The following is a 14,525-nucleotide window of genomic DNA, read 5'->3' as shown; positions in this document are numbered from 1 at the left end:
CTATAGAAAATTTAGCATTCCTATTTCTTTGCGAAACTCTTTATGGATCCGGGTCTAGTCCGTATAATTAGGAAGGGAAAGGAGAACCCTGCCTGGAATGAGCATGAGTGTACTTTATGGATCAATAGGGGGTTAATTAGATTGATGAGACATGAAACAAGCGCAAAACCGCCAAGCCTGCTCCATAACCGGTTCCTGCAGACGATTCTTTTATCAAGCGTGCTGCTGCAGATTGGCATCTGGGTGCGTAATTTTGCTATTCTTCTCTATGTTGCGGACAGAACCAACAATGATCCCTACGCTATTTCCCTGATCAGCGTAGCTGAATTCGCGCCAATTTTTGTGTTTTCATTCATCGGAGGTACCTTTGCCGACCGCTGGCGGCCGAAGCGGACCATGATCTGGTGTGATTCACTGTCTGCAGTATCGGTGTTCGCCGTTCTGATGAGCATTCACTTCGGTTCTTGGGAATCCGTCTACCTGGTCGCTTTCATCTCGGCCATTCTGTCCCAGTTCTCCCAGCCTTCCAGCATGCGGTTGTTCAAGTATCATGTGCCGGAAGAACAGCTGCAGCAGGGCATGGCGCTCTTCCAATCGCTGATGGCCATCTTCATGGTGCTTGGGCCGATGCTGGGCACTTTCGTGTACAGCACATTCGGTCTTGAGACCTCGATCGCTGTAATGGGCGTGGTCTTTCTGCTGTCTGCACTCGTCCTTGTTCGTCTGCCTGAGGACCAAATGGCAGCCGGGACAGTCGCGGCCAAAGGCCAATTCCGCAAAGACTTCATCGAGGGCTTCCGGTATGTCTGGCAGAGCCAGGTACTGCGGATGCTCGGACTCGCGTTTATTCTGGCTGGACTTTCGGTTGGAGTAGCCCAAGCGCTCAATCTGTTTATCGTAACAGAGCGGCTGGGCCGAAATGAGGAGTTCCTCCAGTACATGCTGATGGTGAATGGAGCCGCCATGCTGATCGGGGGAGGCATAGTAGCCGTCTTCGCCAAAAAGGTTCCGCCTCAGCTTCTCTTGGCGATAGGCATGCTGACAGGCGCCATTTGTACCACGATTGTCGGGTTCTCGACAAGTATTCCGCTCACGCTGACCATCCAGTTTCTAAATGGGCTTGTTTTCCCTTGCATCCATATCGGAATCAGTACAATGATTCTGAAGTGGTCACATACCTCCATTGTCGGCCGGGTCAACGGAGTGCTGAATCCGATGTTTGTCGGGATGATGGTTGTGTCCATGTCCTTCGCGGGTGCGCTTAAGAATTCCTTTTCACTCAGCACGATCTTTAGCGGAGCAGGTGTATTATTTCTCCTCGGCGCACTGGTGATGCTGCCGATCATGAATCAAAAAGCGCCGGATCTTGCTCCTGCTGCACAAGAAGCATAGCCTCATCATGGTAATTGGATCAGCCTGGCGTCAGTCGTACACTTATTTCTATATTACGTGTTGCCCGACTGGCTGGTTTTACCTGAAAGGAACAGTTCTTCAAGTCACTTCAGTGACTAGAAGAACTGTTCCTTTTTTTAATGGGGCTAACTAAGGCCATTAGTTGAAGAAAGGGAATTCAGCAATTATTTAACACCGGCTTTCAGTTTATTACTCAGTATGGATCAACTTTATATTAGGATTAATCATTGGATTGATGGAAGCGCTGCTATATACTTTCATTGTAAAATCAATGTCAGTATATTAAGGGGCTGCAGCAGTGAGAGAACTTAAGGGCAAGAACGTCGTTCTTCATGATAATGATCTGAAACGCAGGGAAGAAGCAAACCGGCGGTATTTAATGAAACTGACGAATGATAATCTCCTGTTTAACTATAAAGTCGAAGCAGGCAGATATGATGGCAGAGATATTCCAGAGGATGCACATGGTGGATGGGAGACGCCCGTCTGTCAGATCCGGGGGCATTTCCTTGGACATTGGCTGTCTGCCGCAGCTATGCGGTTTCATGAGACCGGTGATCTTGAACTCAAACTCAAAGCGGATCTCATCCTGGACGAGCTGGCCGAATGCCAGAAGGACAACGGTGGACAATGGGCAGCGCCTATTCCGGAGAAATATTTACATTGGGTTGCTCAAGGCAAAGCGATATGGGCTCCGCAGTATAATATCCATAAATTATTCATGGGACTTGTGGATATGTACCAGTTCACCGGCAGTCAGAAGGCGCTTGAGATAGCCGATCGCTTCGCGGACTGGTTCTTGGAGTGGAGCAGTACCTTCACCAGAGAGAAATTCGATGATATTCTCGACATGGAGACAGGCGGAATGCTTGAAGCCTGGGCGGACCTGCTTCATATTACAGGAAATGATAAATACAAGACCTTGCTGGAGCGTTATTACCGCAGCAGACTGTTCCGCCCGTTACTGGAGAACAAGGACCCGTTGACCAACATGCATGCCAACACTACCATTCCTGAGGTACTCGGCTGTGCCAGAGCTTACGAGGTTACCGGCGAGCAGAGATGGATGGACATTGTCACGGCCTACTGGAAATGTGCGGTCTCAGAGCGGGGAACGCTGGCAACTGGCGGGAATACGGCAGGTGAAGTGTGGATGCCTAAGATGAAGATCAAGGCCCGCCTCGGGGATAAGAATCAGGAACACTGCACAGTGTATAACATGATTCGTCTGGCTGAGTTTCTGTTCCGGCATACTTCCCATCCGGCCTATGCGCAGTATATCGAATACAATATGTATAACGGAATTATGGCTCAAGCCTATTACCAGGAATATCATCTGACCGGCAATAAGCATAATAATCCCGGATCAGGACTACTCACTTATTTCCTGCCGATGAAGGCAGGCCTGCGGAAGGATTGGAGTTCGGAGACCGATAGCTTCTTCTGCTGTCACGGAACGATGGTACAAGCCAATGCAGCATTGAACAGAGGGATTTATTATCAGGATCAGAACGATGTCTATGTATGCCAGTATTTCCGTTCTGAGCTGACCACGGTGCTGGGCGGAGAGAGCGTCCGGATTCAGCAATCGCAGGATTACATGAGCGGAAGCATGCTGGACTCCTCGAACACCGCAGGACAACAGGAATTGAATGAGATTACTGCACTTCACGAGAACCTGCCTGATTATAAAAAATATGATTTCGTAGTCCATACCGCCTCTGCCCAAGCATTTGCCATCCATTTACGCATACCTGACTGGATCATGTCGGAAGCCGTTATCTATGTGAACGATCAGCTTCACGGGAAATCTGCGGATCACAATGCCTTCTATAGTATCATGCGGAATTGGAAGGACGGCGACCGGATCAGCATCATTCTGCCGGTCGGCATCCGCTTCATTCCTCTGCCGGACGATGAACAGACCGGAGCCTTCCGGTTTGGTCCTGAAGTGCTGGCCGGAATCTGCGAGAACGAACGGATTCTGTTCACACCGTCAGAGGATGTGTCCTCTGAAATCATCATGGAGAATGAACGGGAGTGGGGCAGCTGGCGTTATTTCTTCAAGACTGCTAACCAGGACCCGGGAATTCAGCTGAGAAGAATCCGGGATATAGGTTATGAACCGTATCAGGTGTACTTTACGGTAAAAAAAGTTAATACGCCTATTTCTTAAAGATTCAGCGTAATAATAAATTTGGCACCTCCGCCAGGGGGTATCGCTGACGGTCAAGCAAAAAGAGCCTGTTATACTCGTACATTTACGAGTACAAAAGTGTAAGCAACGACGCCAAGCTTTTTTCGATATAAAGGGAATTAAACTAAATAGAAATCGCTCACTTTGGTAAAATGGAGGCACCACCAAACCATTTCCAAAGGAGCGATTTCTTTGTATATGCCTTCGTCAACCGGCTGGACAACTGATAAGTTATCGGTGAACCAGGGGTCTGCTCTGCAGGTAGAGGTCCAGATCCGGGCTGGCCCCCTTTAGTATCATGTCCGACACAATTTTGGCCAGAACACCGTTATATACCGTTCCGTTATCCCCATAAGCCATAAGGATATAACAATGAGGATAGCCATCATACCGGCCGATGACAGGCAGACCATCATGTGTTCCTCCGTAAAAAGCTCCGAAATAGTATTCCGGCTGAGCCGGTATATCCGGGAAGAGCGCGTTAAAGGCTTCAAGAAGTTTGTCTCTGCTTGCCGGGATTCTAGAATCCCTTGTCTCGGCGAAAGTAGTATCTTTATCCATTCCTCCAATAATGATCCGGTTATCCGGGGTAGTTCGCATATATACATATGGGCGTGCGGTCTCCCATATTAATGTTCTTTTAGGCCAGCTTGAAAGATCGGCGACCGGCTTGGTAATGACAGCATAGGAACTAGCCAGTGTAGCATTTTTTTCAGTTTTGAAGTCGCTGTCTTCATAACCGGCTGCAATAATAACATGTCTGGCCCGGATCTCGCGGTGTTCTTTGGTATAAAACAAGGCATAATCCTGTTCGAAACGTCTTCCTGTTATTTCCGTATCCTCATAGATCATTCCTCCCTGAGACCTGGCCTTCTCAAGAAGCCCATATACAAATTTGAGCGGGTTCATCTCAGCATCCTCATAGTAGTACAGCGCCGCTTCCTTCTGAAAAGGATACAGGCCGGATATATGCTGCGCATCCAATAGATCCACTTTGAACCCGTGCTTCTGCAGGAGTGCATGTTCTTCGGCCAAAGCAGAGACATCTTCCTTATAGCTTGCATAATACAGGCTGTCCCGTCTGATGAAATCCGGATCAATGGGTAACTGCCGGCTTACTTGCTCTATGTCATTAATCGACTGCTCACATAGTTTAAGATGACGCGCAGCGGCTTCTTCGCCAAAGGAATGACTCAGCGATACAAAGCTTTTCTCTCCGGCGTATTGAATCAAAGCTGTATTGGCGCTGGTGCTGCCTTCCCCAGCTTTTCTTTTGTCCACAACAACGACGCTCATCCCCTGCTCGCTAAGGATACTTGCACATTGGGCGCCCGAGCTGCCCGCACCAATAATCAGCACATCACAAGCGATATCCTCTTCCAGCTTAGGGTAAGAAGGAGGATTAACCAGCGTTGTGGGCCAGTACAATTTACCACTCTGCAGATCCATATCAGTCGCTCTCCCTTATTCATATTTCGACGCTTAGTATGGTCACATTACTGCTGTCTGATTCACGTCCTGAGGTACCCTTGAACTGATTGACGATCTTGTTAAACAAGTAGAAGCCGCTCACCAACCTCAATGTCCGTTAGGGGCTGGCATTGACCGTGGACCGGAACGTTATGCCGCCTACAATCAGGCGAATTTGAGCAAGGCCAAGGAATTGCTGGCGTACGACCAGTACGTGAAGCAGGCAGAGCAGACCTTCGACACCGCGAAGCAGGTTGAGTTGTATGCCAAAGCGGAGCAATTGCTTATGAACCAAGCAGTCATGCTGCCGCTCCATAATTATGTGGACGATATTATACGCAATCCCCGATTTGTTCGCAGCTCTACACAGGAAACTTTGCTTGATAAAAGTCAAGACGGAGTAGTACAATGTCAGCAACGATTTTGACCTAGAGGAGTGAAATCATGTCATTCTCCATTACAGAAGCATCGGATAGGCTCGGGTGTCCAGCGCATACGATCCGTTATTATGAGAACGAAGGATTGCTGCCGCATATCACGCGGGACGAGCATGGCAACAGGATATTCGAACAAGAGGATTTGGATTGAGAATGAAATTCGGTGGATTCAAGCAATCCGGGATTGGCAGGGAATTCGGCGTATATGGCCTGCAAGAGTATGTAGAACCCAAAACCATTTTGGGTCACGATACGATACAATAACTGAGAATATCACCGATGACCAGCGAATCTAGCCCATGTCGCCGCTAGTGCATTTACGCAAGCATATGGGGTTGAATCAATAAACTACGGAATAGGAGAGAATTCAATGATTGATTTAGTACAACTTCAAAAAATAGTGTATCAGAATAAGATCGAGAAGGGGTTTAATGTTACAGATATTTATCAAGAATTTTGTCTGATCCAAGGGGAACTATCTGAAGCCTGCGAAGCTTACCGAAAAAAGAAAGACGACCTCGGTGAAGAATTGGCGGACGTTGCCATTTACCTAATTGGACTCTCTGAGATTCTGGGGATTAACTTGGAAGAAGAGATTATGAAAAAGATCGAAAAAAATGAAAAAAGGATCTATGAGAATAGAGATGGAGTGCTTGTAAAAGTGAAGGAATAATCTCAAGCCAGAAGGAGTGCATTCATGAAGTATTGCTTAAGGCCCGCGATCTTTCGCGGGCCTTTTAGTTAGGGATAAAATGGCTAACTATCTTCTCAACCTGTTAAATTTGATATCTATGAAGGTTATTATTCAAGAAGCCTGGGGAGAAAACTATTGGAGAAGCTTTAGATTTCAGGAGGATTTATAGCGCTTTCAACAGATAGAGGATGCGTAAACCTTCCCCTTATCCTTCGGGATGAAAAGGAAAGGATTTTCGTTGTTTAAATGGTGAATATCAACAATTAAGATTCTTATCTGAATTCAAGGCCTGTACATATGGGGAGAGGAATTATCCTCAGATGTGGAAGGATAAATAATAAGTGTAAAGTATTGACATAGGAAAAATATGGAGCTAATATGATGTTGTGAGTATACATATGTTCAAGTATTCATATGAACATGTGAATTTAGGAGGGGTGAATATACAGCTTGAGCTTAAAATTATCAATTTCAAACATCGTCCGCTAAGGTCGGAAATGAAATCGATCATGAGAACTAAATCAGAAATATCAGGCGCCCATTACTTTGGGAGTCTGCTGGATCATGGAATGGATTTGCTGCAGATCTGGACAATGAAGGAGGCCTATGCGAAATATTTGCTTAGAGGAGTAGACATAGACTTTACACAAATACATATTCATCCGTTTGATGATTTGTTATTTATGGCTGAGCACCGGGACTATCATACTTTAACGATTCAATCGTGGCTTACGGATGAGCTGGCGATAGCTGTTTCGGTGGAAATGATCCAAGAATGTTTCTCAAAAATTAATTTAAAAGAGGATGTTGCGGAACATGAACATTATGATGACCGAGGTTCAGAAAGCTTATTTATTAGGCAGAAACGAGACCTTTCGCGGTAAGACGGGCACTCATATCTATCTTGAATTGGAGTTTACCGGAGACATGCGCCGACTAAACGAAGCTTTTAATGAACTGATCATTAACCAGCCGATGCTTAGAGCTTCGGTTCTCGACCTGCAGTCTTTTCAGATCAATCCCCCCTTTCACTATGATATTCCTGTTGAGCACGCAGCCGGCTGCAGCCAGGAATATAAGAAACGATTTATTGAACAGAATAGAAGTGAATTATCTCACAAACTTTACAGCTCCGCGAGCTTCCCGTTTTTCACCATTAAATGTATGGAGTCAGGGTTGAACCAATATTATCTCTTCTTTAGTCTTGATCTGTTAATAGCGGACGGGCTCAGTGTGTTTCAGCTGTTTGACCAGTGGAGGTGCTTGTATGAGGACTCTAACTACAGTCTGGAGGATATGTCGGATCGTTTGATCTTCATCAATCAGAGCTATCATGAGGAGAAGGCCTCTGTTAGATACAACAAAGGCAAAGAATACTGGTTAAGGGAAATGAATGTGCTCCCGGAAGCACCTGAGCTTCATCTGAACTCCGAACAGCTTCTGGAAAGCGACTTCCAAAGGCTGGAATACAGCTTCTCCGAGAATGAATATTTATGTATGAACGCCATTGCAGGTAAGCTGGGGTTGTCTCTGAACACGGTTTTTCTGGCACTCTACGCCTCTGTACTGCAGCGATGGTCAGCGAACAAGGAATTCACCCTGAATATGACCACTTTCAAAAGACCCCGTAAAGAACAATATTTAAGCGTCATTGGTGATTTCACCAGCACCAGCCTGATCAAAACCAACATAGACCCCAAAGTTTCCCTGCAGGCTAATGTGCAAAAATTACAGCGGACTATCAATGAATCCTTCAGATATTCGTCGTTTGAAGGCGTTGAGGTCTTAAGAGAGTTAGCCAAGAAAAGCAATCGTTCCAGCCAAATGCCGTATGTGTTTACCTCTATGCTCTTCGACTTTCCGAACTTTGATTCCTTATTCAAGCTTCATTACTGGATATCGGAGACGCCTCAGGTGTATCTGGATTGCCAGCTAAAGCTGATCAATGGTGAATTGAATGTCAGTTGGGATTATTTAAGTCGAATTTTCGAGCCTTCACTTATCGCTGCGATGTTCACAGGTTTTATTCATTCTCTGCGCGCATTACAGAGTGAGGAAGATGGCGTGCTCGTAGCTTTGGAGCAACAGCGGGATGAAAAAACAGAAAAAAGGTATAGGCAGTTTAACCAAAAAGCAATAAGGCCACTGAAGCACAGGCGGATTGTGGAAGCCTTTGAAGAGACCTTGAAGCGTCAGCCTTACCGTGCAGCCTTTGCCGATCTGCACCGGACGCTGACGTTTGAAGAGCTGGATAGGAACAGTGAGATCATAGTCAACAGGATAATGAAGCTTAAAGCTGCACAACGGCTATCCAAGATCCGTGTTGCTATTCTTACGTCAAAAGGGGTTCCTGCCATGGCTGAAATGCTGGCAGTAATCAAATCCGGAGATTCATTCTGCTTTGTAAATCCGGAACTTCCAGAAGAGAGGATTAACTATATAACGAGCTCTATCCATAATGAGCTGCAGATAAGGGACGGTGAAGTCATCTATGTTCCGGCAGCAGTTACCGAAGAAGTTGCCGAAGACGAACTCTATGTAATTTTCACCTCGGGAACGACAGGCAAGCCAAAAGGAATAAGCATCAATGAAAAGGCAGCGCTTAATACCATCTATGATTTGCATGAACGCTTAGAGGTTGAGGCAGCAGATGTGATATTTAATATTTCCGAGCTCTCTTTTGATTTATCTGTATTTGATATTTTATCCCCACTAATGACAGGCTGCAAAACCATTTTGTGCAAGGGAATTCATGAGTTTAAGGAACATAGAGTTTACATGCCCGAGGTAACGCTATGGAACTCAACGCCGGGGCTTGTGCAGATGCTCATTCAAACGCTGGACAGCAGGGTTCATCAGATGCGTTGTATATTGATGAGCGGAGATTTCATTCCGGTGCAGATTGTCAAAGATATACAGGGTGCCTTTAAACGAAAGGATTTACAGATTCTTAGTTTGGGGGGAGCGACAGAAGCATCGATCTGGTCCATCTATTATCCGCTTACGACTGGTATCGACAAACCGAAAATCCCTTATGGATATCCTTTGGCAAATCAAAGCATATACGTTCTGGATAAGCAAAACCGGTTAGCAGATGACTTCACCTATGGTGAGATCTGTATCGGCGGTGAAGGGTTGGCGAACGGTTATTTGGATCCGGAGAAGACCGAAGAGGCCTTCTTCATGCATCCAAGCCTAGGCAGGCTTTATAGAACTGGCGACAAAGGGTTTATGTCCGGTGATGATTACATTGAAATCGTTGGCCGAATACAATTTGAATTGAAGATTAACGGGTACCGGATCGATTTGATTGAAATCGCGAATGCCGTTAATCAGCTGAGCGAAGTGCATCAATCCAAAGTATTTGTCAAAACGAATAAAAACAAAAGTTCGCTGATCGCTGTATATACCACTCATGGTGGTGAAGCATTGACTGCTACTGCAATGCGGGATAGGCTGCATCGGCTGTTGCCGGATTATATGATTCCAACCACCTTTATTAAGGTCGAGAGTATCCCTTTAAATGTAAACGGCAAGGTTGACACGAAACAGCTTGAGAACTGGTTCGGGAATATTCAGGACATACCGCTCCATTCGGGTGAACAACATTTGCTGGAGTTATGGAGAAGTATTATCGGTCCGGAGGCTGAGGAACTGAATCATGTATATGAGAATTTTTTTGACGCTGGAGGGGATTCCATCAAGTTGCCGGAACTGCTTCATGAAATTCAGCGCATCTATCAAGTAAAGCTTTCTGTGGAAGATTTACTCAATCATTTCTCATTAAGCGAGATGGCAAAAATGCTAGGTGAACGCAGGGGGACGATGGGTCAACCAGAACGGCTGCTTCACAGGCAGCTGGTGCCGTTGACTAAAGGCAGAACAGACAAGAATGTGGTGCTGATTCATGCGGGAAGCGGCGAGGTGGCGATATACAACCAGCTCTCGCTGAGATTGAATCCGGATTACAACGTGTATGCAATAAAATTCGAGAAAAATTACCAGGATGTTGCTCCAAGAATGGTCCGTCTGGATGAATTGGCACAGCAATATGATGAAGTGATACATTCCTTGGGCTCTGTCGATTATTTGGGTGGATGGTGCATAGGAGGAGCTATCGCGTTCGAAATGGCTAAGAGAAACACAGACATTCGGAATCTGCTCTTAATTAACTCAATGCCGCCTGTTAACGAGGAAGTGGACACCTTTCATTTCTCACTTGAAGCGGAACAGCTTTTTGTGGAACGGTCTATGGGCTTGAGGCTTCCAGAAGGTATTGGGAGTACATCTGAGCTATGGAATAAGGTCATTTCACTGCTGGAGGAACGCCCTGAGCTTATGCCTCGGCTGATCTCAATCGTCCCGCCGGAATTAGCCCGGTTGATTCCTTTCTTTGGCAGCAACAAGCCAAGAGAATTGATTTATTATATAAATCTATTCAGAAGCTTTGAGGATGCCAGATTTCGTTACAGCAATGAACAGCAGATAACTATTCCCATGCTATATGTGGGCGCTTTGGATGAGGCGGTAGCGAGTTATCAGGATTGGTCCAATCACAGTACGGGCATTTGGAAGGAAGAGCATGTTGATGGGGATCACACGACAATTTTCGATGCTGACCATGTGGAGGAGCTTGCGGCGGTGATCAATAGAATGCTGGTACCCGCCCCCGCAAGTGTATCTTAATAAATGTAGAGGGTGATTATCATTCCATATATTCAATTTCAACATGTATCCAAGACGTATCAATCGGGTGAGGTCATAGTCAAAGCGGTAGACGATGTGAATTTATCTATTCACAGACAAGAGTTTACAGTGATATTAGGACCGAGCGGGGCAGGGAAAACAACGATTCTTAATCTGCTCGGCGGCATGGATCTCTGCTCAGGCGGTAATATCATCATAGACGGCACAAGTATTTCTTCATACAACCGTCGCGAGTTAACTGATTACAGACGGAATCAGGTTGGTTTTGTCTTTCAGTTTTATAATTTGGTGCCGAATTTAACCGCTCTTGAAAATGTGTCTTTAGCTTCCCAGGTATGCCTAAATCCGCTGGACCCCAGAGAAGTTCTGACCAAGGTTGGCCTTGGTCACCGCATGAACAATTTTCCGAGCCAGCTCTCCGGAGGTGAACAACAGCGGGTAGCCATCGCCAGAGCACTGGCCAAAAATCCGAAATTAATTCTGTGCGATGAGCCTACCGGAGCGCTTGATTCCGTGACAGGCAAGCAAGTCATGCAGGTATTATGGGAGGTGTCTACTCAACTGGGACAGACGCTAATTATTGTGACCCATAATGCTGAAATTGCCAAAGCGGCGCAAAAAACGATTCATATGCATAATGGAGCAATAAAAGAGACAGTTACTGAGTCCCGGCCGCTTGGCCTGGAGGAACTGGTATGGTGAAATCCAGTTTAAATAAGAAGCTGATTCGGGATGTTCAGGGCGCTAAGATTCAATTCCTGTCCATCATTATTATGTTAACACTCGGCGTCGCAGTATTTATTGGACTTGACAGTACATGGAGAAGTTTGGAAGAATACACGGCAACAATTTCAGCAGATAATAACCTTTCGGATATACAAATATTTTCCAGTATCATTAGTGAAGAAGATGCTCATAAGGTTCGGCTAATAGATGGCGTAGAGAATGCCGAAAGAAGGCTGAACCTTCAGGTGAATGTTGCCAATCTCCCTGAGGCCAAGCTGGAGCTGAACGGAATGGAATCAGGTGAGATCAGCACGTTCACAGTTCAAGAAGGTGCAGGTGCGTTGCAGGAAGGTGAGGCGCTGCTGGACTTCAGTTTTGCCGAGGCTAATCATATTGCCGTAGGAGATCCCATTACCCTGCAGCTGCAAGACCGGGAAGCAAGCTTCCGAATTGCCGGTCTCTGCACAAGTGCCGCGTATATCTATACGACCTCTGACGCGACAGCCGTTATTCCCGACCATAAGCAATATGGATTTATTGCCGTAAGGCCACAGGACACCGTGCAGATTACCGGGCAATCCCAGCTGTACAATGAACTGCTCATTACTACAGCGAGCGGCACCGACGATGAACAGTTGAAGAATGAGATTAGCGGCATGCTCGATAACAAGCTAGTTGGCAGTGTGACCAGACTTGAAACCAGAAATGATATGTCCATCAAGCAAAAGGTTGCCCAATACCAATCCATCGGAAATCTTTTTCCATTTGTATTCTTCGCCGTAGTCATATTAATGACCTTCACCACGATGATCCGTCTGATGAACAATCAAAGACAGCAAATCGGGTTGCTGAAAGCGATGGGTTATACAAGAACACAAATTGTTGTCCATTATATTTCATACGGAATATGGATTAGTATCATAGGCTCAGTCCTTGGAATAATTATCGGATGGAAGGTGATTCCTGGTAGGGTCTGGGATTTCTTTGAGGAGCTGTTTGTCCTTCCAGACGCGCATATCATTCTCTATTGGCCGAAAGTGGTTGCGATTATTGTGCTGGCGGTTAGCAGTACAGTGCTGGCTACCTTGTACGTCTGTTTACAAACAGAGAAAGAGCAGCCCGCGGCCCTATTGAGACCCAAGCTGGCCCAGAATGGAAGCCATATTGCTGTGGAACGGTTCAAATCATGGTGGGGCGGGTTAAGCGCTTCGTATAGGTTGATTCTAAGACAAATGTTCCGCAATAAGATCCGCTTGTTCATGACCATCATAGGGGTTTTAGGCTGTACGGCGCTTCTGTTAACCGCATTGGGCATGAGGGATACGATCAAAAATGTTGCTGCTTCTGTATATGGAAAAACCTATCTGTATGAAACTAAGCATTATCTTAAAGACGGGATCTCAGAGGAAGTCCTGCAATCACTCCAGGAGCAGAAACAGACAGAGCCTATTCTTGAAACAGTGCTTGTCTTGTCCTCGGACAGTAAGAAGAAGATGGGAACGATCCATGTTCTGGAGGATCATTCTCAATTCATCCATTTCTTTGATTCAACTGCGCGCAGGCTGGACCTGACAGCTGACGGTGCGTTAATTACACAAAAAACCGCGGACATTTATCATCTCAAGGTCGGTGACAAGATTCATGTGCGGATCGCTCCTGAACAATCCGTCTATTTTGAAGTGGCAGATATTGCGAAGGTTAATATCGGTCAAGGCGTTTATGTGAGCCGGGAGGCGTGGCAAGCCAAAGGGTTATCATTTAGACCGACAGCGATATTAAGCGGATCGGGTTCTGCCCCATTACCGGAAGGAATCGTATCCAGAACTGTAGCAACGGACGATCAATCGAGGGATTTTATGACCAGTATGAACAGCACATTATCGTTGTCTGTCATGATGATCGCTGCGGCGGCAGTATTGGCCTTTATCGTTTTATATAATCTGGGAATGCTTAATTTTGCGGAACGCGAGCGTGATTTGGCCACATTGCTGGTGCTTGGCTTTCACCCGAAGGAATTAAGGGGTTTTGTGGTGATGGAGAATATTATCTTTTCACTTATCGGCATTGTAATTGGCATTCCAGCGGGATTTGAACTTCATCGGATGATTTTTGCAAAAGCGGGTATGGGGGATGAACTGGATTTCAGTGCGGTCATTCTGAATAACAGTATTTTTCTATCCATCCTGTTTACTGTAGTCATTGCGGTTGCTGTTAATATGATTGTACTCTCCCGAGTTCAAAAGATTCATATGGTAGGGGCGTTAAAAAGTGTGGAATAGCAGGGGGAGCGGCGAACTCTTCAACTGAAGAAGAGGTTAGGATAACAGCCTTTTTTTCTCCTGTGCTATTTTCCACGTTAATTAGACACTTGGAATAAACCTAACGGTATTAGGAACGAGTAATTTGAAGGATATGTGTTTCGCAGAGAACCCGAATATAAAGGAGGCCACTGAAAAAGTCCATTAAGATCTTTAAGAGACATTCTACACAAAGGATGTCTCTTTTTTCGATATACTGAAAGGATCACATTCAAAGGCTGGTGGTCTTCATGCTTCCTGAGCAGCAAAGCTTTATCTTGAGCCCGTATATCGAGCTGTACAATATACTCATTCCAAAAGATAACTTGCTGCAACGCATGGACGAGTTGGTGGACTTTAGCTTTGTTTATGAGGAACCGAACGAAAGGTATTGTCATGTCGGTGGACAAGAACATAGTCCTATTTGAACCCGCGCCCAGCGCGGGTTTTCTGTTGAATTTGTGGTCATTAAGCAGTAGCTCTGATTGTAGCAAGGTAGCGCGAGGAATATTTCACTGTGTAGTTAGAAAAACATGATTGACTGGCTTAGCTATCGAGAGATCATCTTCATAACTTCTTCATAA

Annotated in this window: 11 protein-coding genes; 10 read left to right on the top strand and 1 reads right to left on the bottom strand. The window is 45.7% G+C overall.

Annotation, left to right across the window (positions count from 1 at the left end):
• Positions 1-144: 144 nt before the first annotated feature.
• The gene (locus MKZ24_RS20755; protein WP_042236600.1) at positions 145-1,392 is read left to right on the top strand and encodes an MFS transporter; all 1,248 of its coding nucleotides are present in this window, start codon (positions 145-147) and stop codon (positions 1,390-1,392) included.
• Between the two features lie 319 nt (positions 1,393-1,711).
• Positions 1,712-3,589, top strand: coding sequence for a beta-L-arabinofuranosidase domain-containing protein (locus tag MKZ24_RS20750; protein ID WP_042236602.1), 1,878 nt, complete (start codon positions 1,712-1,714; stop codon positions 3,587-3,589).
• Positions 3,590-3,841: 252 nt separating this feature from the next.
• Here MKZ24_RS20750 and MKZ24_RS20745 read toward each other — a convergent pair whose 3' ends face one another.
• A complete protein-coding gene (locus MKZ24_RS20745) occupies positions 3,842-5,059 on the bottom strand; it encodes an NAD(P)/FAD-dependent oxidoreductase (protein ID WP_042236604.1) in 1,218 nt (405 codons plus the stop codon).
• Positions 5,060-5,255: 196 nt separating this feature from the next.
• Between MKZ24_RS20745 and MKZ24_RS20740 the strand changes: the two genes are divergently transcribed.
• The 8 genes from MKZ24_RS20740 to MKZ24_RS20705 all read left to right on the top strand — a co-directional run bounded on the left by MKZ24_RS20740 (position 5,256) and on the right by MKZ24_RS20705 (position 13,923).
• Positions 5,256-5,507 (top strand): hypothetical protein, encoded by a 252-nt coding sequence (locus MKZ24_RS20740; protein WP_042236606.1) that lies wholly within the window; start codon positions 5,256-5,258, stop codon positions 5,505-5,507.
• Between the two features lie 17 nt (positions 5,508-5,524).
• On the top strand, positions 5,525-5,668 hold the full coding sequence (locus tag MKZ24_RS20735; RefSeq protein WP_081956543.1) for a MerR family DNA-binding transcriptional regulator: 144 nt from the start codon (positions 5,525-5,527) through the stop codon (positions 5,666-5,668).
• Complete coding sequence (locus tag MKZ24_RS20730; protein ID WP_231637899.1) at positions 5,602-5,781, top strand: aldehyde dehydrogenase family protein; 180 nt, start codon at positions 5,602-5,604, stop codon at positions 5,779-5,781. Before MKZ24_RS20735 ends, MKZ24_RS20730 begins: the two co-directional genes overlap by 67 nt.
• Before the next feature lie 106 nt (positions 5,782-5,887).
• Positions 5,888-6,190 carry a MazG-like family protein gene (locus MKZ24_RS20725; protein ID WP_197072934.1) on the top strand — a complete coding sequence of 101 codons (303 nt, stop codon included), beginning with the start codon at positions 5,888-5,890 and terminating at the stop codon, positions 6,188-6,190.
• A gap of 458 nt (positions 6,191-6,648) precedes the next feature.
• Positions 6,649-7,095, top strand: a complete 447-nt coding sequence (locus tag MKZ24_RS20720) for a 4'-phosphopantetheinyl transferase family protein (RefSeq protein ID WP_042236609.1) — start codon at positions 6,649-6,651, stop codon at positions 7,093-7,095.
• Positions 7,016-10,897, top strand: coding sequence for an AMP-binding protein (locus MKZ24_RS20715; RefSeq protein ID WP_340785949.1), 3,882 nt, complete (start codon positions 7,016-7,018; stop codon positions 10,895-10,897). Before MKZ24_RS20720 ends, MKZ24_RS20715 begins: the two co-directional genes overlap by 80 nt.
• A gap of 21 nt (positions 10,898-10,918) precedes the next feature.
• Positions 10,919-11,620, top strand: coding sequence for an ABC transporter ATP-binding protein (locus MKZ24_RS20710; protein WP_340790197.1), 702 nt, complete (start codon positions 10,919-10,921; stop codon positions 11,618-11,620).
• Positions 11,614-13,923 carry an ABC transporter permease gene (locus MKZ24_RS20705; protein WP_340785948.1) on the top strand — a complete coding sequence of 770 codons (2,310 nt, stop codon included), beginning with the start codon at positions 11,614-11,616 and terminating at the stop codon, positions 13,921-13,923. The genes MKZ24_RS20710 and MKZ24_RS20705 overlap by 7 nt, the downstream gene beginning before the upstream one ends.
• The last annotated feature ends 602 nt before the right edge of the window (positions 13,924-14,525 follow it).

The sequence above is a fragment of the Paenibacillus sp. FSL R7-0297 genome, from assembly GCF_038009025.1.
Lineage (GTDB): Bacteria > Bacillota > Bacilli > Paenibacillales > Paenibacillaceae > Paenibacillus_AQ.
This window is presented reverse-complemented; position numbering and strand designations above follow the sequence as displayed.

What these genes read in the sequence shown, in the direction of transcription:
- MKZ24_RS20755 (WP_042236600.1), top strand. Translation starts at nt 145, where the DNA reads ATGAGACATGAAACAAGCGCAAAACCGCCAAGCCTGCTCCATAACCGG.
- MKZ24_RS20745 (WP_042236604.1), bottom strand. Translation starts at nt 5,059, where the DNA reads ATGGATCTGCAGAGTGGTAAATTGTACTGGCCCACAACGCTGGTTAAT.
- MKZ24_RS20735 (WP_081956543.1), top strand. Translation starts at nt 5,525, where the DNA reads ATGTCATTCTCCATTACAGAAGCATCGGATAGGCTCGGGTGTCCAGCG.
- MKZ24_RS20725 (WP_197072934.1), top strand. Translation starts at nt 5,888, where the DNA reads ATGATTGATTTAGTACAACTTCAAAAAATAGTGTATCAGAATAAGATC.
- MKZ24_RS20715 (WP_340785949.1), top strand. Translation starts at nt 7,016, where the DNA reads ATGTTGCGGAACATGAACATTATGATGACCGAGGTTCAGAAAGCTTAT.
- MKZ24_RS20705 (WP_340785948.1), top strand. Translation starts at nt 11,614, where the DNA reads ATGGTGAAATCCAGTTTAAATAAGAAGCTGATTCGGGATGTTCAGGGC.